This is a genomic window from Novosphingobium sp. PhB57, from assembly GCF_004342985.1.
GTDB lineage: Bacteria > Pseudomonadota > Alphaproteobacteria > Sphingomonadales > Sphingomonadaceae > Novosphingobium.
Genome location: NZ_SMBO01000002.1, coordinates 272,726 through 292,254, shown reverse-complemented (window position 1 = coordinate 292,254; position 19,529 = coordinate 272,726). Strand labels below are relative to the sequence as shown.

Below are 19,529 nucleotides of genomic sequence, written 5' to 3'. Positions count from 1 at the left end.
GAACCGGGGATCTGCGCGCCTTTGCGCGGACATCCTGGACGCCAGGCAGAACCCTCCCTGCGCCATTTCGGGCCTCAGCGGCCTGCGGAGCGATCCGCTCGTGAAAACCCATTGAAAGGAAACCCTGCAGTGTCCTTCCTCGAAACGCTCGTCGCCGCCTTCAAGGGTGAGAGTGCCCGCGTGCCGCTGGCGCGCGGACCGGCCTCGCCATGGTTTTTCGCCGAGAGCGGCGGCGGGCGTGCTCCCTTCGAATATGGCTCGGCCGTGCGCCGGGCCTATCTTGAGAATCCCGTGGCCCAGCGCGCGGTGCGTCTGGTTGCGGAAGGCATCGGCGGCGCGCCGCTGCGCCCTGCCGATCCGCGGCTTGTCTCTCTCGTGACCGAAACGAGCGCGGGACAGTCGCTGCTGGAGACGCTCGCCTGCCACCTCCTGCTCCACGGCAATGCCTATGTGCAGGTGCTCAAGGACGCGCGCGGCCGTCCGGTGGAACTCTTTGCCTTGCGGCCCGAGCGCGTCTCCATCGTCGCGGGCGAGGACGGCTGGCCCGCTGCTTTCGCCTACGACGTGGCCGGGCGGCGCCTGACAATCCCGCTGCTTGACGAGGACGCCGCGCCCAACGTCATCCACATCCGCCATTTCCACCCGGCGGATGACCATTACGGCGCGGGGTGCCTGGCCGCCGCCGACGAGGCGATCGCCACGCACAACGCCGCCTCGCAGTGGAACCGCCAGCTTCTGGAAAATGCGGCCCGTCCGTCCGGGGCGCTCGTCTACGAGGCGGGCGAGGGCAATACGCTCACGGGTGACCAGTTCGACCGGCTCAAGACCGAGCTGACCCAGGCCTATGCCGGATCGGGCAATGCCGGGCGCCCCCGCGCGCGACGTGAAAGTCGCCATCCACCTCAACGCCCCGCGCGGATCCAGCGCACCCCAATCGCTTCAGCGCTCCTCGCGCCAGGTCGCCAGCGCCGTTCGCCGCGCGATCGCCGCCCGCTGACACCACCGGAGCAACCGACATGGCATTCTGGCTTGCAAGCAAGCGCAACGGACAGGCGAGCGACTGGATCAAGCGCTTCGACCCGCGTTTCTGGACCGTCAACTTTCCGCGACCGATGATGGCCTCCCTCATATCGACAGGCCCCGATTCGCTGCGTCTCGACGCAGCGTTCCTGCGCAAGGGCGATCTCGGGGGGCTGATCTGGGACAGTGTCGACAGCCTTGACCACCCGCTTCTCGCCTACCGGACCGACCGCGACTACGCCCATACCGCGCTGAGCTTTCGCTGGCGCTCATCGGGCGTGATCCCGCTCGATTCCGGCATCGGCCCCACCCTGACCGTCGAGGGCAAGGACGCCGCGGGCGCGGCGCGCGTCTGGTACGTCCGCCTTTGGAACTATGCGGAAGGTACCGGCGAGGACGCCCGCATCGACTTGCGTTTCTCCGAACTCGATGCCGGTTTCTCGCTGCCTTCTGCCGACCGGGTATGGCCCCATGCGATCGACCGCATGTTCATCTCGTTTTGCCCGCCCGGCTATGACGGCAGCGCCGAACCCCTGCCGGCCGAGGCCGAAGGCTGGATCGAACTGAGCGAGATCCGCACCGATGGCGCGCGGGCCATGCTGGAAATCGGCGACGTGATCCTGCCGCCCAACGGCCTCGCCATGGCGACGGGCTTCGACGATCAGGGCGTGCAGACGCCCGCGCGCCTACTGCGAAACGTGCGCCAGCTCGGCTACCGGGGCTCGGTGATCCACTATGTCGGCATGAGCCATTACTTCCGGCTTGCCCCGGCGGATGGCGGCTATTTGGCCGGCGCGGCCGCCGACCCGCTCAATGCGCCGACGCGCAACTGGCACCGCGCCTTCTTCCGGGAATGCATGGACCTGGGCTTCAGCCCGGTGGCCTCGCTGTCCTACGAACTGCTCGACCAGCATTGCCCTCCCGCATGGAAGCAGCGCGATCATCTGGGCAATCCCGCGCTCACCGGATGGGAACCGCCCTCCACCCTGCTCTCGCCGGCGAACCGCGCGGCGATGGCCTGGCTGCAATCGGTCGGCGCCGCCTTTGCGCGGATCATGATCGAGGCCGGTGCGCCGGTGCGCTTCCAGGTGGGCGAGCCCTGGTGGTGGTGCTTCGCGGACGGCCGCATCTGTCTCTACGATGCCGAGGCTCTCGCCACCTTTGGCGGCACGCCCGCCGTCATTCCCGACATGCGCGCGCCGCTGGACGCTGCCCAGCAGGCCCTGCTCGACACGGCCGGCGCGGTGCTGGCCAGGTCCACCGCCGATCTGGTCTCCGCCGTGCGCGCCGCCGCGGCGCCCGCGGCGGCCGAAGCGCTGGCGCTGGTCTTCACGCCCACCGTGCTCGACGCCGCGATGCCCGAGATGCGGCGCGCCAACCTGCCGGTGGGCTGGGCCGCGCCCGCCTTCGACCGGCTGCAGGTGGAGGACTACGACTGGCTCACCGCCGGTGCCGACGTCTTGCGCCGCCGCGCCTATGCCACGGTGAACGAGCGCCTCGGCTACCCGCCCGAGGACCAGGACTATCTCGCCGGCTTCGTGCTGACCGCCGCGCAGAGCGACCATTGGCGGCGGATCGACGCGGGCATCGACGAGGCCCTGGCCCGGTCCCCGCACGAGGTGGTCGTCTGGGCTCTGCCGCAAGTCGCCCGCGACGGCTTCGTCCGCCTCCCCCCACCGTTCCAGCCTTCAGGAGCCGAACCCATGCAGGCTTTCGACGACGTGCCCTACCCCCTCGCGCTTGGCCGGGATGCTGCCGTCATTCCCGAATTCTCCACCTCGATCTCCGTGACTGCCTCCGGCTTCGAGCGGCGCAACAGTCTGTGGTCGAACGCCCGCCTGCGCTTCGACGTGGGGCCGGGCGTCCGATCCGAGGCCGAGTTGGGCGCGCTGATCGCCTTCTTCCGCGCTCGCCGCGGCCCCGCACGCGGTTTCCGCCTGCGCGATCCCAGCGACTTCAGCTCGAACGACATGGTCGCCGCGCCGACGCCGCACGACCAGTACCTGGGCACCGGCGACGGCGCCCGCGCCGGCTTCCCGTTGGTCAAGCGCTACGGAGACGCGGAAGGACAGGAGGATCTTGGCCAGGTCCGCCGCATCACCCGGCCGCAGCCCGGCACCCTGCGCGTCTCGGTCGGCGGCACGGAGCAGGAGGGGAACTGGTCGCTGGAGCCGATGGGTATCGTGCTGTTCGACGATGCCCCGGCTGCAGGCGCCGTCGTCCGCGCGGGATATCTGTTCGACGTCCCGGTGCGCTTCGCCGAGGATCGGCTCGAAATCACCGGCTCTGCTTTCGCCGCCGGTGAAGCACCCAGCGTGCCTGTCGTAGAGATCCGGGAGGCGTCATGAGCCGCATCTGGTTTTCAGGCGACCTCGAAACCGCCGCCGCCTTCTGGCGCATCGACCGCCGAGACGGCGTGACGCTGGGCTTCACCACGCATGACGCCGACCTCTGGTTCGACGGGCTGCTCCACCGGGCCGCGCCCGGCATGGTGCCCTCGTCGATCCGCAAGTCCGCCGGGTTCGAGGCCGATAGCGCCGAAGTGCGCGGCACGCTCACTCACGAGGCGATCTCGGCCGAGGACCTGGCCGGGGGCCGCTTCGATGGTGCCTTCGTCCGCATCGGCCTGGTCGATTGGGAAACGCGGGAGCGCACCACGCTCTACACCGGCACGATCGGCGCCGTGTCGCAGGAGGACGGCACGTTCTCGGCCGAACTGGCATCGCGCAAGGAAGAGCTTGCGCGGGATCCCGTGCCGCGCACCAGCCCCTCGTGCCGCGCATCCTTCTGCGGACCGGGCTGCAATCTCGATCCCCAGCGCTTCACCCGCGAGGTCAGCATCGCGGCCGTGGACGCGGAGGACACCTCGCTTCTGCTCGGCACCACCGTCGATCCCGCCCTGTTCGCAGGCGGCAGCCTGCGCTGGCTGGAGGGTCCTTATGCCGGCATGACGATGAAGATCGCCGGGTGGATGGGTGACCGCCTGACGCTCGGCGATCCGCTCGACCGGCAACCACCCCCCGGCACACGGGCGTTCCTGCGCGAAGGCTGCGATCATATCGAACTCTCGGCCGAGCGGCTGGCGCCGGGCCGGGCCGACAATCCGGAGCAGTCGGCCGCCGATCCGGGGCGGCTCAATGCTCCGCAGGACCTGCCGGCCATGCCCACTGTCCTGGCCGCCTTCGAACTGCCCTGCGATCCGGCAACGGCAGGTACGGGCGAGGCGCGTCTCTTCGCCGCGCTTTCCTCGGCCGGCAGCAACTGGAGCGGCGCGGCCCTGTTCGCCGACCGGGGCGACGGCGCGCTTCACCCGCTGGGACCGAGCGGGCGCAAGCGGGCGACTATGGGCAGGGCGACAGACGCGCTGCCGCCGATGAGTCCGCTCCTGTTCGATCGCCGCTCGCGCCTGGAGGTCACTCTGGTGGATGCCGCGATGCAGCTTGTTGCCGCCACGACCCGCCAGCTCGCAGAAGGGGCCAACCTCGCATTCCTCGGCGAGGAAATGATCCAGTTCGCCCGGGCCACGTCGCTCGGCAATGGCCGGTGGCGCCTGGAGGGCCTGCTGCGCGGGCGCGGCGGCACCGAGGGGGCGGTGTCAGGCCATGTCGCCGGCGAGAATTTCGTCCTGCTGGACGGCAGCGCCGTCGCGCTCGATCCCGCGCTGGTCGGCACGGCGATGAACCGGAAAGTCGTTGCGCTGGGGCGCGGCGATGCGGGACCTGTCACGGCTCCGCTACAGGCAAGCGGCCTGACCCTGCGCCCCCTGGCGCCCGTCCATCCCCGCCCGGCCATGCTGCAGGACGGCACACTGCGCCTGGAATGGACCCGGCGCGCGCGAGGGAACTGGGTGTGGCAGGACGGCATCGACGTGCCTCTCATGGAACACGCGGAAAGCTACCTGGTCACTGCCGGGCCCCTCGCAGCACCGTTGGCGAGCTGGACCGTATCCTCGTCCCGCCTCGACATTCCGCCCGGCACGCTTGCCCATCTCGCGGCGCTTGCCCCCGGTGAGATCCTGAGGGTGCGCCAGCAGGGGACTTACGCCCTGTCCGATCCGCTCCCTCTCTTCCGCCTGCCCTGAACACCGCCCCTACCAGAGTACGAGGACTCATTAGATGAGCGATTCCATTACCTTCGAAAACACCACCCCGCGATTCGCCCTGCCGCTTCTCCAGGTGGGTCAGGCCCAGAAGGAAGCGTTCGTCAACGAAGCGCTGTCGCGCTGCGACATGATGCTGCACGGCACCGTGTCGGGCGAGCGTGCCGATCCGCCCGGCGATCCCGCCGCGGGAGAGACCTGGCTGGTTGCGGAGGGCGCAACGGGCGAGTGGTCCGGCAAGCAGGGCTGTCTGGCCGGCTTTCACGGCGGCAACTGGCTCTTCGCGCAACCCTGCGAAGGGCTCAGGATTTACGACTTATCCACCCGCCAGGAACGCCTCTTCGACATTTTTTGGAGAAAAGCTTCCCTTCCCGTGGAACCACTTGGCGGAATGACAGTTGATGTTCAGGCTCGGGCGGCGATCGCTGAAGTGATTGTCGTTCTGCAAGCCTTGGGTATCGTTCCTTCAGCATAATGAGTGGCATTGAACAGGGGTAATACGGTGCAGTCGATTTCCAATAAAGGGGTCACACGCTTCACCAACCCCCCGAAAACGCGACATTTCTGCAACAGTCGCGTTCAATGTGCGCTTGCACACGTAAAGCTGAGGGGGTAGACACTCGAGGCACTCGGTGGCTCCAAATCTCTTAGTAGGGGAAACATATGAGGAAACTCGTCCTTGGCCTGGCGCTGGCTTCTACAGCTATCGCCACGCCCGCGCTTGCGCGCGACAACTCGTGGTATCTTGAACTCGACGCCGGCGCGATGATCGTCGAAGACGCCGATCTCGACGTGAACGGCGTGAACAACGTCGCGACCGCCGAATTCGGCACCGGCTTCGACGGTGGCGTTGCTCTCGGTTACGACTTCGGTCCCTTCCGTCTGGAAACCGAAGCCAGCTACCGCCAGGCTTCGTTCATGGGCAGCAATGGCCCGGATGCCAGCAACCTGACCTTCATGGTCAACGGTCTGCTCGACTTCGGTCCCGATGATGGCCTTCAGGGCTACGTCGGTGGTGGCGCCGGCGTTGGCCGCGTTCACTACGACATCTTCGACGATTCGGACACGGGCTTCGCCTGGCAGGCAATCGCGGGTATCCGCGCGCCGATCAGCAGCCACGTGGACGTCGGCCTGAAGTACCGCTTCAGCAACGTCAACAACCTCGACTTCGTCGATGTTGCCGGCAACGAGATCAGCACCCGCTGGCGCTCGCACTCGCTGATGGCGACCCTGGGCTACAACTTCGGCGAACCGGCAGCTCCGCCGCCGCCGCCGCCGCCGCCGCCGCCGCCGCCGCCGCCGCCGCCGCCGCCGCCGCCGCCGCCGGTTGTGGAATGCAACAAGGGTCCGTACATCGTGTTCTTCGACTGGGATAAGTCGGACATCACGCCGGAAGCCGCCACCATCCTCGACAGCGCCGTCAGTGCCTATGGCAACTGCAACAGCGTTCCGATCATGCTGGCCGGTTACACCGACCGTTCGGGTAGCCCGAAGTACAACATGGGTCTGTCGGCACGCCGTAACGACTCGGTTCGTGCATACCTGACCAGCCACGGCATTCCGGACGGCTCGATCTCGAGCCAGGCCTTCGGTGAAGCCAACCCGCGCGTTCCGACTGCTGACGGCGTGCGCGAGCTGCAGAACCGTCGCGTCGAAATCACTTACGGTCCGGGTTCGGGCATGTAAGCGAACCGGCAACGGTTACAGATTGGGGGGTCGGAGCAATCCGGCCCCCTTTTCTTTTGCCTGCTTCAGACGGCTGGTCCGGATGAAGCCCTCTATTGAGGGCACAAAAAAACGCCCCGCTTGCGCGGGGCGTTCGTGTGTTTCCAGAAATAAAGAGTGGTCAGATCGCGTAAGGCGTCGGATCGATGAGCCCGGCATCGGCGAAACCGGCCTTGCGCAAACGGCAGCTGTCACACGCACCACAGGCCAGGTCACCCGGCTGCGGATCGTAGCAGGACCAGCTCATTCCGGCATCCATGCCCAGCCGCGCCGCCTCGCGCGCGATGTCCGCCTTGCCCATGTACTGCAGCGGTGCGTGAATGCGGAAGTTCGTGCCCTGGTCGCCTTCCTTGGTCGCCAGCTTCGCGATATCCTCGAACGCGGCGATGAACTCGGGCCGACAATCGGGATAACCCGAGTAATCCAGCGCGTTCACCCCGATGAAGATATCCGAGGCGCCGATCGCTTCCGCCCATGCCAGGGTCAGTGAAAGGAACACCAGGTTGCGCGCCGGAACGTAAGTCACCGGCACGTCGGTGCCCACGCCGTCCTTGGGCACATCGATATCGTCCGTCAGCGCGGAGCCGCCGAACTGCCGCAAGTCGAGCGGAAGGATGACATGGCGCTCTGCCCCGACGAACGCGGCAATCGTCCGCGCGGAGTCGATCTCGCAGCGGTGACGCTGGTTGTAGTCGATGGTCAGCGCGTTCACGGCGAAACCCGTTTCGCGGGCTATGCCGGCCGCCACCATGGAGTCGAGACCGCCGGAAAGAAGCACGACCGCCTTCCGGCCTTCGGTATTTTGAGAAAGCTGCATGGCCCTGCGCTAGGCTTTCGCCGGAGCGATGACAACCATGTGCTTACCCTAGTTGCGGCAGGCACCCAGCCGGCGACCTTCACCCGCATAAGCGAAGGGCAGGCCATTGACGATGCCCTGGGTGTCGATCTGCACCAGGGCATCGGTCTCGCGGCGAATGCGCGTGCGGCCGTAACCCTGGCCCGCGCAGGTATATTGCACCACGACTTCGGCGGGCGAATCTTCGACGACCACGGAATTGCAGGCCAGGCCGGCATGGCGGAGCTGGATCAACTGACGCCCGCTGCGAACGCAGACATCGTTGACGGAGCCGCCCTGCCCCCGCTCGCGCAGCTCCCAGGAGCCCGACTCCAGCTGGTCCAGCATGTCCAGAGACCGCTTCTGTCCCATCACCCCCGACCCGGCGCCAAGCGCCGCGCCGACAGTCAGGACGATAAGGGCCGTCCGCATCCGCAGTTGTAAAACAGGGGAGCCCTTGCGGGCCGAACGGGAGGTATTTCGTGCCTGGGGCTTGGTCATGGGCCCCATATCGTCATTCCCCGCCGACAAGACAAGCCGGTCGGCGGGATGAAAATTACTACACGGGGACGTGCAAGATCTTGGAACAGAAAGCACAATCCACGGGAACCATACCCGTTTCGTCTCGCATGTCGGCCTTTTCGCTTTCGGGGAAGCGTTCAAGGATGTTCCGATAGTATTCCACCGAACAGCGGCAGCCGCGCTCCAGCGGCTCCAGCGGCTCGACCCGGACTTCGTCTTCCTCGTGGAAAAGCCGCCAGACGAGCTGCTCCAGATTCAGCACCGGATCCACCAGTTCGGCCGGCTGGACGCTCTGGGTCATGATCGAGACATGCTCCCAATCCGGATGCGTCTCCTTGGCATGGAGCCGCTCCTTGCCTTCCTCGCCGTCCGGCAGGTGCTGCACCAGCAGTCCGCCGGCCACGCAGCGCAGTTCATTGGAGCGAACCGAAACGCGGATGACGGTAGGCAACTGCTCGGACTGCGCGAAATAGTTCTCGCAGGCTTCCGCCAGCGAGGCGCCTTCCAGCGGCACCACGCCCTGATAGCGCTGGTTCGAGGCTTCCAGATCGAAAGTGATCGCCAGGTAACCGGCGCCGAAGATCGCCTCCAGCGAGCAATCTTCCTCAAGCCGCTCGACCAGGTCCGGATCGTGGCGCAAGTAGCCACGCAGTTCCCCGTTACGATAATCGCAGACGAGCAGATCCACCGCGCCGCCCTCGGCCTGGGCCTGGAAAGTCAGCTGCGCGCCGTCCTCCTTGAGCAGAGAGCCCATCAACGCGGTCAGCACCAGCGCCTCGGCCAGGACGTGCTTGACGACCTTGGGATAGCTATGCGCGGAAAGCACCGTTTCCAGCACCGGCCCCAGCCGCACGACACGCCCGCGCGCGTGGCGCGCGGGAACCGTGAAGGCCAGGACGCGATCGAACCCGGTGTCGTCGCTTCGCAGCGTATCGTCGATCACAGCTTGCCCAGCGCCCAGAGCAAGACGGATTTCTGGGCATGGATGCGGTTCTCGGCCTCGTCCCAGGCGCCGGACTGCGGTCCGTCGATCACATCGTCCGTCACTTCCTCTCCGCGGTGCGCGGGCAGGCAGTGCAGGAACATGGCATTGTCGGCCGCAGCGCCCATGAGCGCCGGGTTGACCTGGTAGGGCTGCATCGCCGCGACATGCACCTCGCCGCCGGCCTGGCCCATCGAGACCCAGGTATCGGTGACGACCACTTGCGCGCCGCGAACGGCCTCGACCGGATCTTGCGTGAAGATCACTTCGCCGCCCGCTGCGCGGGCGCGCTCGACGAAGCCGGCATCGGGCTCATAGCCTGCCGGACCACCGATACGGATGGTGAACTTCATCAGCCCTGCCGCCTCGATCAGCGAGTTGGCCACGTTGTTGCCATCGCCCAGCCAGGCAAGCTGAAGCCCGGGCAGCGAGAAGCCGCGCTCGACGATGGTCAGCAGATCGGCCACGATCTGGCAGGGGTGCGAAAGGTCGGTAAGTCCGTTGATGACCGGCACGTCGGCATGGCGCGCCAGTTCCTCGATCTTGGCGTGATCGTCGGTGCGGATCATGATCGCATCGACCATGCGGCTGAGCACGCGGGCGGTATCCGCCACCGTTTCGCCGCGGCCGAGCTGCGTCGAACCCGATTCGAGGATCAACGCACTGCCGCCGAGCTGGCGCATGGCCATGTCGAAAGAGACGCGGGTGCGAGTCGAGTTCTTCTCGAAGATCATCGCCAGCACATGACCGTCCAGCGGGGCGTCGGCATCGGGTTTGCCCTTAGGCCAACCCTTGCGTGCCGCCTTGCGGTCTATGGCATCGTTGATCATCGCCGCCAGGACGGGGCCGCCGGCGTCACTCAGGTCTACGAAATCCCGGCTCATCAGGCCACCCCTTCAGGCTGGTAGCTTGCCGCAGCCGCGGAAAGCCGGTCCATGAACTCGTCGATGTGGCTGTCGTCGATCACCAGCGGCGGCAGCACGCGCACGACGTTGTCGCCCGCCGAAACGGTCAGCACCTGATGATTGTCGCGCATGTGGGCCACAAAGGCGCGCGGTTCGCTCTTCAGCTTGATGCCGATGAACAGGCCGCGCCCGTGGACCGATTCGAACAGCTCGGGATAATTGCCGATGAACTGTTCCAGCCGTGCGCGCAGGCGTTCGCCCTTGGCGCGGACATCGGCGAGGAAGGCCTCGTCCGAAACCACGTCGAGCACCGCGCCGATCGCGGCCATGGCGAAGGGATTGCCGCCATAAGTCGAGCCATGCGCGCCGATCAACATGCCGCGCGCGGCCTTCTCGGTGGCGAGGCAGGCGCCGACGGGGAAGCCGCCGCCGATGCCCTTGGCGGTGGACATGATATCCGGCACCACGCCGAACTGCTCGTAAGCATAGAGCGTGCCGGCGCGGCCGACGCCGCTCTGCACTTCGTCGAGGACGAGCATGAGGTCATGCTCGTCGCAAAGCTGGCGCAGGCCCTGGAGGAATTCGTCGGAGGCGATGCGCACGCCGCCTTCGCCCTGGATCGGCTCGACCAGGAAACCGGCCGTGTTGGGGCCGATCGCAGCCTTGGCCGCTTCCAGGTCATTGAAGTCCAGGTACTTGAAACCAGGCAGCAGCGGCAAGAAGCCCTTGTGCATCTTTTCCTGGTTGGAGGCGCTGATCGTCGCCATGGTCCGGCCGTGGAAGGCGTTGTTGAACGTGATCAGCTCGTACTTGTGGTCGTTGCCGACGTGCTGGTGATAAGCGCGCGCAGTCTTGATCGCGCATTCCACCGCTTCCGCGCCGGAATTGGTGAAGAACACGGTATCGGCGAAAGTCAGGTCGATGATGCGCTGGGCAATCGCCTCGCCCTGCGGGCTGCCGTAAAGATTGGAGACATGCATCAGCGTCTCGGCCTGCTTCTGGATCGCGCCGATCAGGCCGGGATGCGAATGGCCCAGCAGGTTGACGGCAATGCCGCTGGCGAAATCGAGGAATCGGCGACCGTCTTCACTGATGAGGTGGCAGTGTTCGCCGCGAACGGGCCGAACGCCGCACCGGGGGTACACGGGCATCAGCGGAGTGATCGACATGACGGAATTCCTCGATAACGAAACAGTGAAGTGAAAACGGGAATCGCAAACGACAAATGGCGGCCCTATCCGGACCGCCATTTGCGCGCTTTTAGGTGTTTGCAGGCTCCCGGTCAAACACCGGAAGCGTTGCAGGCTGATCAGCCCTGGAGCGGCGCCAGGTTGACCGCCGAGTACTTGCCTCGTCGATCGACCTCGATGTCGAACTCAACGCGATCGCCTTCGTTCAGGGCGCCAAGGCCCGAACGCTCGACAGCGCTGATGTGAACGAATGCGTCCGGCTGGCCGTCATCACGGGTGATGAAGCCGAAGCCCTTCATGGAATTGAAGAACTTCACGGTGCCGGTGGCCTTTTCGCCGGTCAGCTGACGCTGCGGCGCAGGCTCGCGCTTTTCGACAGGGATCACGTCGCCGACGACGACGAGTTCGCTGGCCGAAATCTTGCCGCCGCGGTCGACGAGCTGGAATTCGAGCTGCTGGCCTTCAGCCAGGCCTTCGAGGCCGGCACGTTCCACTGCGCTGATGTGCACGAAGACGTCTTCGCCGCCTTCATCGCGCTGAATGAAACCGAAGCCCTTGGCGCCGTTGAAGAACTTTACGACGCCCTTGCCCTGGCCGACGACCTGGGCAGGCATTCCGCCGCCACCGCCGCCACCGCGGGGTCCGCCGAAGCCGCCACCGCCGCCGCCGCGCGGGCCGCCGAAGCCGCCGCGATCACCGCCGCCGCCGCCGAAGCGGTCACCGCCGCCGAAACCACCGCGGTCACCACCGCCACCGCCGAAGCGATCGCCGCCGCCACCGAAACGGTCACCGCCACCGAAACGATCCTGGCCGGCGAAGAACGGATCGAACTCGTTCTCACCAAAACCACCATCGCGCTTGTCGCGTCCCCTTCCGCGACGACCTCTGTCAAAACCCATGTCTACGAACGTACCTTCGCTGCGCCCCAAAAAGCATAAACCCGGTCACGTGGACGAACCGCGCCGGGAGGCAAGCAAGACAGCCGGGACAAGCCGGATCCTACCTGCGATCTCCAGTCATACACGAGGTTCTGCCACATGGCGAACACAATTACGGTCCAGAATCCCGTCCAATCGACGAAATAACGCATTTTCACGACGTTCCGGCTTGCTTTTAGCGGGAACAGGGCGCTTGACGTGGACGAATTTCAGGCCGAACCGGGGCGCAAACAGCCCGTTTCATACCGGAGACTCGCTTTCATGTTCCGCCAGATCACCGACTCCGTCTTCGCCAGCCCGCAAATCGGCACCGAAGCCATCGCCGAAGCGAAGGAAATGGGAATCGTGCGGATCGTCAACAACCGCCCCGAGGGCGAGAGCGACGATCAGACCCCGGGCGATGCGATCGAGGCGGAAGCGCGCGCCGCGGGGATCGACTATGTGGCCATTCCCGTAGGCCATGGCGGTTTCAGCCAGGCCCAGGTCGATGCCATGGCCAAGGCCCTGGATACTGCCGATGGTCCGGTTCTGGCCTATTGCCGTTCGGGAACGCGATCGACCCTGCTCTGGGCGCTGGCCCGTGCCAAGGCGGGGGACAACCCTTCCGTGATCGCATCGAAGGCCGCCGCAGCGGGCTACGACGTCTCGCCGATCCGCCAGCTTATCGATATGTTCGCCGCCGGCAATTGAGCCTGGCGGCTGCACGGCGCTTCGGGGCTTTCGCGCGCTAGAGCGCGATTTCGCCCTGTTCGCCGGTGCGGACGCGCAGCACATCGGCCAGGTCGAAGACGAAGATCTTCCCGTCCCCGATTTCCTCGGTGCTGGCCGTGTTGCGGATGATCTCTATCACCGTGCCGGCAAAAGCATCCGAAACGGCGATTTCCAGCTTCAGCTTGGGCACCATGCTCGAGGCGTATTCCGCGCCGCGATAGATCTCGCTCTGCCCCTTCTGCCGGCCGAAGCCGCTGACTTCAGAGACTGTCAGGCCCGAAATTCCGGCGGCGGACAGCGCCTCCCTGACTTCGGCGAACTTGAACGGCTTGATGATCGCGATGATGTACTTCACGCCCGTTCTCCTGGCCGGTTCAAGCCCCGAAAGGCCGGTTCAAGTACCCGACGGCTCCTGCGCGGAAGCTGCAGGGCGAGCATCCCACATCCGGGCGCGACCACAAAGCGATTTGGCACGAAAAATGGGCCGGAGCGGCTGGCTCCGGCCCTTGAGTTTGTGTTCGCAGGAGGAACATCTGTAGGCGGCGACAGGTGAGAGGAGAGGAGGAAGTACCCGCCGCCGCCAAACTTGAAGCTCAGTTGTAGGCGCGCTCGCCGTGCTCGCCGATGTCGAGACCTTCCAGTTCGACTTCGGGAGCGACGCGCAGGCCGGTGACTGCCTTGGCGACATAGATCGCGACGACGGTGCCGATCGTGGAGATCACGATCGTGGCGAGAACCGCTTCGAACTGGATCACGAGCTGCGAGCCGATCGAGAAGTCCGCCTTGCCCGGGCCGCCGAGCGCCGGCGAACAGACGATGCCGGTGCCGATGGCGCCGACGATGCCGCCGATGCCGTGGACGCCGAAGGCATCCAGCGCGTCGTCATAGCCGAGCATGGGCTTGAGCTTGCTGACGGCGAAGAAGCAGATGATCGAAGCGACCGCGCCGAGAACGATGGCGCCGAAGGGTCCCGAATTGCCAGCAGCAGGGGTGACGGCGACGAGGCCGGCGACGACGCCCGAGCAGAAGCCCAGGGCCGAACCCTTGTGACCGGCCAGACGCTCGGCGAGCATCCAGAACAGGCCGGCAGAGGCAGTGGCGACGAAAGTGTTGATCATGGCAAGGCTGGCGGCGCCGTTGGCCGAGAGAGCCGAGCCGGCGTTGAAGCCGAACCAGCCCACCCACAGCAGGCCGGTGCCGACGAAAGTCAGCGTGAGCGAGTGCGGCGGCATCGGTTCGTTGGGGTAGCCCTTGCGCTTGCCCAGGATCAGCGCGGCCACCAGTGCCGAAACGCCGGCATTGATGTGGACCACGGTGCCGCCGGCATAGTCGAGCGCGCCGAGACCGAAGAAGTAGCCGGTCGGTGCCCATACCATGTGCGCGATCGGGAAGTAGACGATCGTCAGCCAGATGGCCGCGAAGACCATGACTGCCGAGAACTTGATGCGTTCGACCGTCGAGCCCAGGACCAGCGCGATGGTGATCGCCGCGAAAGTCATCTGGAAGCAGACGAAGACGTATTCGGGAATGGTGCCCGAAACCGAATCGGGGGTGATGCCCTTGAGGAAGGCCTTGCCGAAGCCGGCGACGAAGGCGTTGCCGCCATCACCGAAGGCCATGGTGTAGCCGTACATGACCCAGATCAGCATGGCGAAGCTGGCCGCTGCGCCGATCTGCGTCATGGTGGAGAGCATGTTCTTCGAGCGGGTCAGGCCGCCGTAGAACAGGGCGAGGCCAGGCAGGATCATCAGGAAGACGAGCAACGTCGACGTCAGCATCCAGGCGGTATCGCCCTTGTCGATGGTCGGCGTGGCGGCGGCGTCCTGCGCCCAGGCAGGCATGGCGGCGAACAACGACGCACCCAGTGCGCCGGCGCCGCAAAGAATCTTGCGGTTCATCGTGGTTTCCCTCCTGTCGAAAGCGCCGGTCAAAGCGCGGTATCCCCGGACTCGCCGGTGCGGATGCGCACGGCTGCGGCCAGATCGAGGACGAAGATCTTGCCGTCGCCGATTGCTTCGGTGCTGGCGACCTGCTGGATCGTTTCCACGATCTTCGGCGCCAGATCGTCCGGCGCGGCCACTTCGATCTTCACTTTCGGGAGCATGTTGGTCGAATACTCGGCCCCACGATAGATTTCGGTCTGACCCTTCTGGCGCCCGAAGCCCTTCACTTCGGACACGGTCATTCCGGCGACACCGATTGCGCCCAACGCTTCCCGAACTTCGTCGAGCTTGAAGGGTTTGATGATGGCTATGATGAACTTCATGCCTATCCCCTGTTTGGTACCGGCCCCGCGCCGGCTGAAAACAGGATATGCAAAGGGCGTGCCAATTCTTCGATTGGCTCAATTCGGCGTGAATTTAATCAGCCGAACGCAAGTGCAGCATGATGCGTCGCTCGATTCGTGAGCACTTGCCTATTTTTTAGGCAGCTCCAGCGAGGCGAACACGGGCAGATGATCGGATCCTATCGCCGAGAGCGCGCTGTGGTGCACATTTGTTCCCAGGACAGACCACTGCTCGGACACAATGATACGGTCCAGCCTGGCCATCGGCCTGCGCGAGGGGAAGCTGCGGCCCGGCACCAGAACATGCCAGGGCGCGTGAAATTCCCGGAAACAGCCGCCATTGGCCGACCATTCGTTGAGATCGCCCATCATCACGGTGGGCACGGCGCTATCGCAGCGGGCGCAATGGTCGAGGACGCTTCGCACCTGCAACCGGCGGCGCAGTCCGGAAAGGTCGAGATGCATGCCCACGACCCGGAAACGATGCCCCTCCAGCGAGAGATCGGCCCGGATCGCCCCGCGCGGCTCCAGCACCGGGAGCGGGACGGGCTCCGCCGCGAGCAGTTCGATGCCCTTGCGGACCAGGATGGCGTTCCCGTGCCAGCCCAGGCTGTCCGGCTTCATCGACAGCGGCACCGGCACATAATCGGTGGTGGTATGGATCGCATCGAGGGGAAGCGCACTCATCCGGCGGCCGAAACGGCGGTCCACTTCCTGCAGGGCCACAACGTCCGCATCGATCTCGCGCAGGACGGTCAGGATGCGCTCAGGGTCTCGCCGCCGGTCGAGACCGACGGCCTTGTGAATGTTGTAGCTGGCGAACTTGATCTGCAACGAACGACTTTCCGGCCAAGGGGATAGCGTAGCAATCCGCCGGAATAGCATGAGGTTCCCGGTTCGTCGTCCCGGACCTGATCCGGGACGACGAGATCCTCAACGCTCCTTGGTGGCGCTGAAGGTCAGGTCCGGGTTGCGTTCCTGCTGATAGCTGACGTCCCAGGCCGAGCGCGCCATGAACACGGGGTCGCCGTCGCGGTCCTTGGCGAGGTTCATCTTGTTGAACTCGGCGAAGTCGCGCAGCGTCTTGTCGTCGCCCTTGATCCAGCGGGCGGTGTCGAAGGGCGAGCCTTCCAGCACGGCCTCGACCTTGTACTCGGCTTCGAGGCGGCTGATCAGCACGTCGAGCTGGAGCTGGCCGACCACGCCGACGATCCATTGCGAACCAATCTCCGGGTAGAACACCTGGATCACGCCCTCTTCCGAAAGGTCGTCCAGCGCCTTCCTCAGCTGCTTGGTCTTGGTCGGATCCTTCAGGGCGACGCGGCGCAGGATTTCGGGCGCGAAGTTCGGCAGGCCGGTGAAGCGCACCTGGTTCTTCTCGGACAGGGTGTCGCCCACGCGCAGGGTGCCGTGGTTGGGAATGCCGATGATGTCGCCCGGCTCGGCATTGTCCGCGATCTCGCGGTCCTGCGCAAAGAACAGGATCGGGGAGTGCACCGCGATCGGCTTGCCCAGGCCCGAGGGCGTCAGCTTCATGCCGCGCTTGAAGGTGCCCGAGACCAGCCGCATGAAGGCGATGCGGTCGCGGTGCATGGGGTCCATATTGGCCTGGACCTTGAAGATGAAGCCGGTGACTTCCTTGTTCTCCGGCTCGATCGTGCCCTCATTCGAAGGCTGCGGGCGCGGCGGCGGTGCGAACTTCTCGATCGCGTCGATCAGTTCGGTGACGCCGAAGTTCTTGAGCGCCGAGCCGAAGTAGACCGGGGTGAGGTCGCCGCCGCGATAGGCGTCGACGTCGAATTCGGGATAGCCGGCCTGGGCCAGTTCCAGTTCCTCGGCCACGGCTTCGGGCAGGGTCACGTTCTCGTCGACTTTGCCGAGGAACTCCTTGCTCGGCCCTTCCGGACGGCTGACCTTGCCCGTGGCGATGTCGAGAATGCCTTCGAACAGGCCCCCCATGCCGACCGGCCAGGACATCGGGCAGACATCCAGCGCCAGCATGTCGGCCACTTCGTCCATCAGGTCGAAGCAGGCGCGGCCTTCGCGGTCGACCTTGTTGATGAAAGTGATGATCGGCACCGAGCGCAGGCGGCAGACCTCGAAGAGCTTGCGGGTCTGCGGCTCGATACCCTTGGCCGCGTCGATCACCATGATCGCCGAATCGACGGCGGTGAGCGTGCGGTACGTGTCTTCCGAGAAGTCTTCGTGGCCCGGCGTGTCGAGCAGGTTGAAGGTGATCCCGTCGCGCTCGAAGGTCATGACCGAGCTGGTCACGGAAATGCCGCGCTGCTGCTCGATCTTCATCCAGTCCGACCGCGCGCGCCGCGCGGCGCCGCGTGCCTTGACCTGCCCCGCCAGATGGATCGCGCCGCCTTGCAGCAGCAGCTTCTCGGTCAGGGTGGTCTTACCGGCGTCAGGATGCGAGATGATCGCGAAGGTGCGCCGGGACTGGTGGGGGACATTGCTCATCGGCGCGCTATTAGTGGGCGCGGGGCAAGATGGAAAGGGCGGAAAGGGGACACGGCCCACCGCCGCTACCCAGCCCACCTTCGTCATTGCGAGCGGAGCGAAGCAATCCAGGGCAGTTCCGCGCCGCTCTGGATTGCCGCGTCGGCTTCGCCTCCTCGCAATGACGAACCTAGGAGAGAAGCCGCGCTTAGCCCTCCCGCGCGACCTGGAAGCCCGCGAAGGACTGGCTGACCGGCATCAGTTCCAGCGTGTTGATATTGAGGTGCGCCGGCAAGGTCGCCACCCAGAGCACGGTTCCGGCGATATCCGCGGCCGTCATCGGATTCGCGCCGCCATAAAGGTTGTCCGAGGCCTGCTGGTTGCCGCCCGTGCGCACGAGGGTGAACTCGGTCTCCACCATGCCCGGCTCGATCGAGGTGACGCGCACGCCCGTACCCGCAAGGTCCGAGCGCAGGCCGAGCGAGAACTGGTGCACGAAGGCCTTGGTGCCGCCGTAGACGTTGCCGCCGGTGTAGGGGTAAGTCGCCGCCACCGAGGACAAATTGACGATCGCGCCCTTGCGCTCGACCAGCGCGGGCAGGAGCTTGTGCGTGAGCGAGACCAGCGCCGTGACGTTGGTGTCGATCATGGTCTTCCAGCTTTCCAGCGAGGCGCTCTGGGCAGGCTCGGTGCCGAGGGCGAGACCGGCATTGTTCACCAGGCAATCGATGCCTGCGAATTCGGCCGGGAGCGCGGCAAGGGCAGCGTCGCGCGCGGCTTCGTCGCGCACGTCGAAGACGGCGGCGTGGAACGTGTCCGCGCCCAGTTCGGCTTTCAGCGCGTCCAGACGTTCGGCCCGGCGGCCGGTGCCGACCACGCGCCAGCCGGCGTCGATGAACGCGCGGGCGCAGGCCTCGCCGATACCGGAAGTGGCGCCGGTTACGAGTGCGGTCTTCATCGGGAAAGGTCTCCTAGTCGGCGGTCAGGACGGTAACGTCCATGCGAAAGCTGCGGTTTGCACCGGGGTCGAGCGAAAGCACGCCGGGCTTGGCGCGGAATTCGCCGGTATAGCCCAGGGGATCGGCGATGCCCTGCCACGGTTCGATGCAGAGATAGTTCGCCCCCGGCTTCTGCCAGATCCCGAGCATCGGCGTGTCCGGGAAAGCAACGGCCAGCTGCCCGCCGCCGGGTGCGCCGAACGTGAGCGCCCGGCTGGCGAGCCGGTCCCAGATCAGCGCGTCGGTCTCGAACTGCGCGGGCTCGGGCGTCAACAGATGTCCCTCGACCGGCGTCGCCACCGGTTCGGGCAGAACGAGGCCGGTCGGCATGTCGATGCGGCGAATCGGCTGGGGTTCCGGCTGCTCGAAGGCGATCGTGTGATCGGCCTTGGCCGCGCCGCCCGGCAGCGGCCAGCCGAAGGCGGGATGATAGCCGAAGCTGAACGGCATGACCTCGCCGCCCGCATTGGTCACCGTGGCCTGGGTGTGGAGGCTCATGCCTTCCAGGCGGAAGTCCAGGTCCAGCGTGAACGCGAAGGGATAGACCTTGCGCGTCTCGTCGCTGTCGCGAAGGCGGAGGCGGACGTGATCGCCCGCAATCTCCACGAGTTCGAACAGCGAATGGCGCGCGAAACCATGCTTGGGCAGTTCGTATTCGCGGTCACCCAGCCGATAGCGATTGTCGTTCAACGCGCCGACGATGGGGAACAGGATCGGAGCATGGCCGGTCCAGAACGCCGGGTCGGCATCGGTCATGTATTCGAGGCCGGCATAGTCGGTGAGCGACCAGAGTTCGGCCCCGAACAGCGCGATTCGCGCCGTGAGGTCGCCGGAAGAAATCGTCACGAAGTCCATGTCGGTCACCGGCT

General features: G+C 65.8%; 19 protein-coding genes. 6 read left to right on the top strand and 13 right to left on the bottom strand.

The features are described 5' to 3' along the window. Nucleotides 1-129 precede the first annotated feature (129 nt). The 5 genes from EDF58_RS09010 (at nucleotide 130) to EDF58_RS08985 (ending at nucleotide 6,805) form a co-directional block, all read left to right on the top strand. Nucleotides 130-1,116 carry a phage portal protein gene (locus EDF58_RS09010; protein ID WP_243654145.1) on the top strand — a complete coding sequence of 329 codons (987 nt, stop codon included), beginning with the start codon at nucleotides 130-132 and terminating at the stop codon, nucleotides 1,114-1,116. Next, on the top strand, nucleotides 1,017-3,368 hold the full coding sequence (locus EDF58_RS09000; RefSeq protein WP_132264648.1) for a DUF2460 domain-containing protein: 2,352 nt from the start codon (nucleotides 1,017-1,019) through the stop codon (nucleotides 3,366-3,368). Before EDF58_RS09010 ends, EDF58_RS09000 begins: the two co-directional genes overlap by 100 nt. Then, nucleotides 3,365-5,101 carry a DUF2163 domain-containing protein gene (locus EDF58_RS08995; protein WP_132264647.1) on the top strand — a complete coding sequence of 579 codons (1,737 nt, stop codon included), beginning with the start codon at nucleotides 3,365-3,367 and terminating at the stop codon, nucleotides 5,099-5,101. The genes EDF58_RS09000 and EDF58_RS08995 overlap by 4 nt, the downstream gene beginning before the upstream one ends. Nucleotides 5,102-5,135: 34 nt before the next feature. Then, complete coding sequence (locus tag EDF58_RS08990) at nucleotides 5,136-5,594, top strand: DUF2793 domain-containing protein (protein WP_132264645.1); 459 nt, start codon at nucleotides 5,136-5,138, stop codon at nucleotides 5,592-5,594. Between the two features lie 188 nt (nucleotides 5,595-5,782). Further along, nucleotides 5,783-6,805 (top strand): OmpA family protein, encoded by a 1,023-nt coding sequence (locus EDF58_RS08985; RefSeq protein WP_132264644.1) that lies wholly within the window; start codon nucleotides 5,783-5,785, stop codon nucleotides 6,803-6,805. 160 nt (nucleotides 6,806-6,965) lie between these two features. Here the strand turns inward: EDF58_RS08985 and queC are convergent, their stop codons facing one another. The 6 genes from queC to EDF58_RS26620 form a co-directional block, all read right to left on the bottom strand. After that, on the bottom strand, nucleotides 6,966-7,661 hold the full coding sequence (queC, locus tag EDF58_RS08980; RefSeq protein WP_132264642.1) for a 7-cyano-7-deazaguanine synthase QueC: 696 nt from the start codon (nucleotides 7,659-7,661) through the stop codon (nucleotides 6,966-6,968). A 48-nt stretch (nucleotides 7,662-7,709) separates the two neighbouring features. Then, complete coding sequence (locus tag EDF58_RS08975; protein WP_243654144.1) at nucleotides 7,710-8,180, bottom strand: hypothetical protein; 471 nt, start codon at nucleotides 8,178-8,180, stop codon at nucleotides 7,710-7,712. 58 nt (nucleotides 8,181-8,238) lie between these two features. Next, nucleotides 8,239-9,144 (bottom strand): Hsp33 family molecular chaperone HslO, encoded by a 906-nt coding sequence (locus EDF58_RS08970; protein ID WP_132264640.1) that lies wholly within the window; start codon nucleotides 9,142-9,144, stop codon nucleotides 8,239-8,241. Next, nucleotides 9,141-10,067, bottom strand: a complete 927-nt coding sequence (gene argF / locus EDF58_RS08965; protein ID WP_132264638.1) for an ornithine carbamoyltransferase — start codon at nucleotides 10,065-10,067, stop codon at nucleotides 9,141-9,143. Before argF ends, EDF58_RS08970 begins: the two co-directional genes overlap by 4 nt. After that, a complete protein-coding gene (locus EDF58_RS08960) occupies nucleotides 10,067-11,257 on the bottom strand; it encodes an aspartate aminotransferase family protein (protein ID WP_132264637.1) in 1,191 nt (396 codons plus the stop codon). The genes argF and EDF58_RS08960 overlap by 1 nt, the downstream gene beginning before the upstream one ends. Nucleotides 11,258-11,397: 140 nt before the next feature. Beyond that, nucleotides 11,398-12,177, bottom strand: a complete 780-nt coding sequence (locus EDF58_RS26620; protein ID WP_132265300.1) for a cold-shock protein — start codon at nucleotides 12,175-12,177, stop codon at nucleotides 11,398-11,400. A gap of 300 nt (nucleotides 12,178-12,477) precedes the next feature. Between EDF58_RS26620 and EDF58_RS08950 the strand changes: the two genes are divergently transcribed. Next, nucleotides 12,478-12,906: a TIGR01244 family sulfur transferase gene (locus EDF58_RS08950; RefSeq protein WP_132264635.1), complete on the top strand. Its 429-nt coding sequence runs from the start codon at nucleotides 12,478-12,480 to the stop codon at nucleotides 12,904-12,906. A gap of 37 nt (nucleotides 12,907-12,943) precedes the next feature. Here the strand turns inward: EDF58_RS08950 and EDF58_RS08945 are convergent, their stop codons facing one another. The 7 genes from EDF58_RS08945 to EDF58_RS08915 form a co-directional block, all read right to left on the bottom strand. Then, nucleotides 12,944-13,282, bottom strand: coding sequence for a P-II family nitrogen regulator (locus EDF58_RS08945; RefSeq protein WP_132264634.1), 339 nt, complete (start codon nucleotides 13,280-13,282; stop codon nucleotides 12,944-12,946). A 238-nt stretch (nucleotides 13,283-13,520) separates the two neighbouring features. Beyond that, nucleotides 13,521-14,825: an ammonium transporter gene (locus EDF58_RS08940; RefSeq protein WP_132264632.1), complete on the bottom strand. Its 1,305-nt coding sequence runs from the start codon at nucleotides 14,823-14,825 to the stop codon at nucleotides 13,521-13,523. A gap of 29 nt (nucleotides 14,826-14,854) precedes the next feature. Continuing rightward, nucleotides 14,855-15,193: a P-II family nitrogen regulator gene (locus EDF58_RS08935; RefSeq protein ID WP_132264630.1), complete on the bottom strand. Its 339-nt coding sequence runs from the start codon at nucleotides 15,191-15,193 to the stop codon at nucleotides 14,855-14,857. Between the two features lie 150 nt (nucleotides 15,194-15,343). Then, nucleotides 15,344-16,048, bottom strand: a complete 705-nt coding sequence (locus tag EDF58_RS08930) for an endonuclease/exonuclease/phosphatase family protein (RefSeq protein ID WP_132264629.1) — start codon at nucleotides 16,046-16,048, stop codon at nucleotides 15,344-15,346. Between the two features lie 99 nt (nucleotides 16,049-16,147). After that, on the bottom strand, nucleotides 16,148-17,683 hold the full coding sequence (locus EDF58_RS08925; RefSeq protein ID WP_132264627.1) for a peptide chain release factor 3: 1,536 nt from the start codon (nucleotides 17,681-17,683) through the stop codon (nucleotides 16,148-16,150). Between the two features lie 187 nt (nucleotides 17,684-17,870). Next, a complete protein-coding gene (locus tag EDF58_RS08920; RefSeq protein WP_132264625.1) occupies nucleotides 17,871-18,620 on the bottom strand; it encodes an SDR family NAD(P)-dependent oxidoreductase in 750 nt (249 codons plus the stop codon). A gap of 13 nt (nucleotides 18,621-18,633) precedes the next feature. Beyond that, nucleotides 18,634-19,524: an aldose 1-epimerase family protein gene (locus EDF58_RS08915; protein ID WP_243654143.1), complete on the bottom strand. Its 891-nt coding sequence runs from the start codon at nucleotides 19,522-19,524 to the stop codon at nucleotides 18,634-18,636. Nucleotides 19,525-19,529 lie beyond the last annotated feature (5 nt).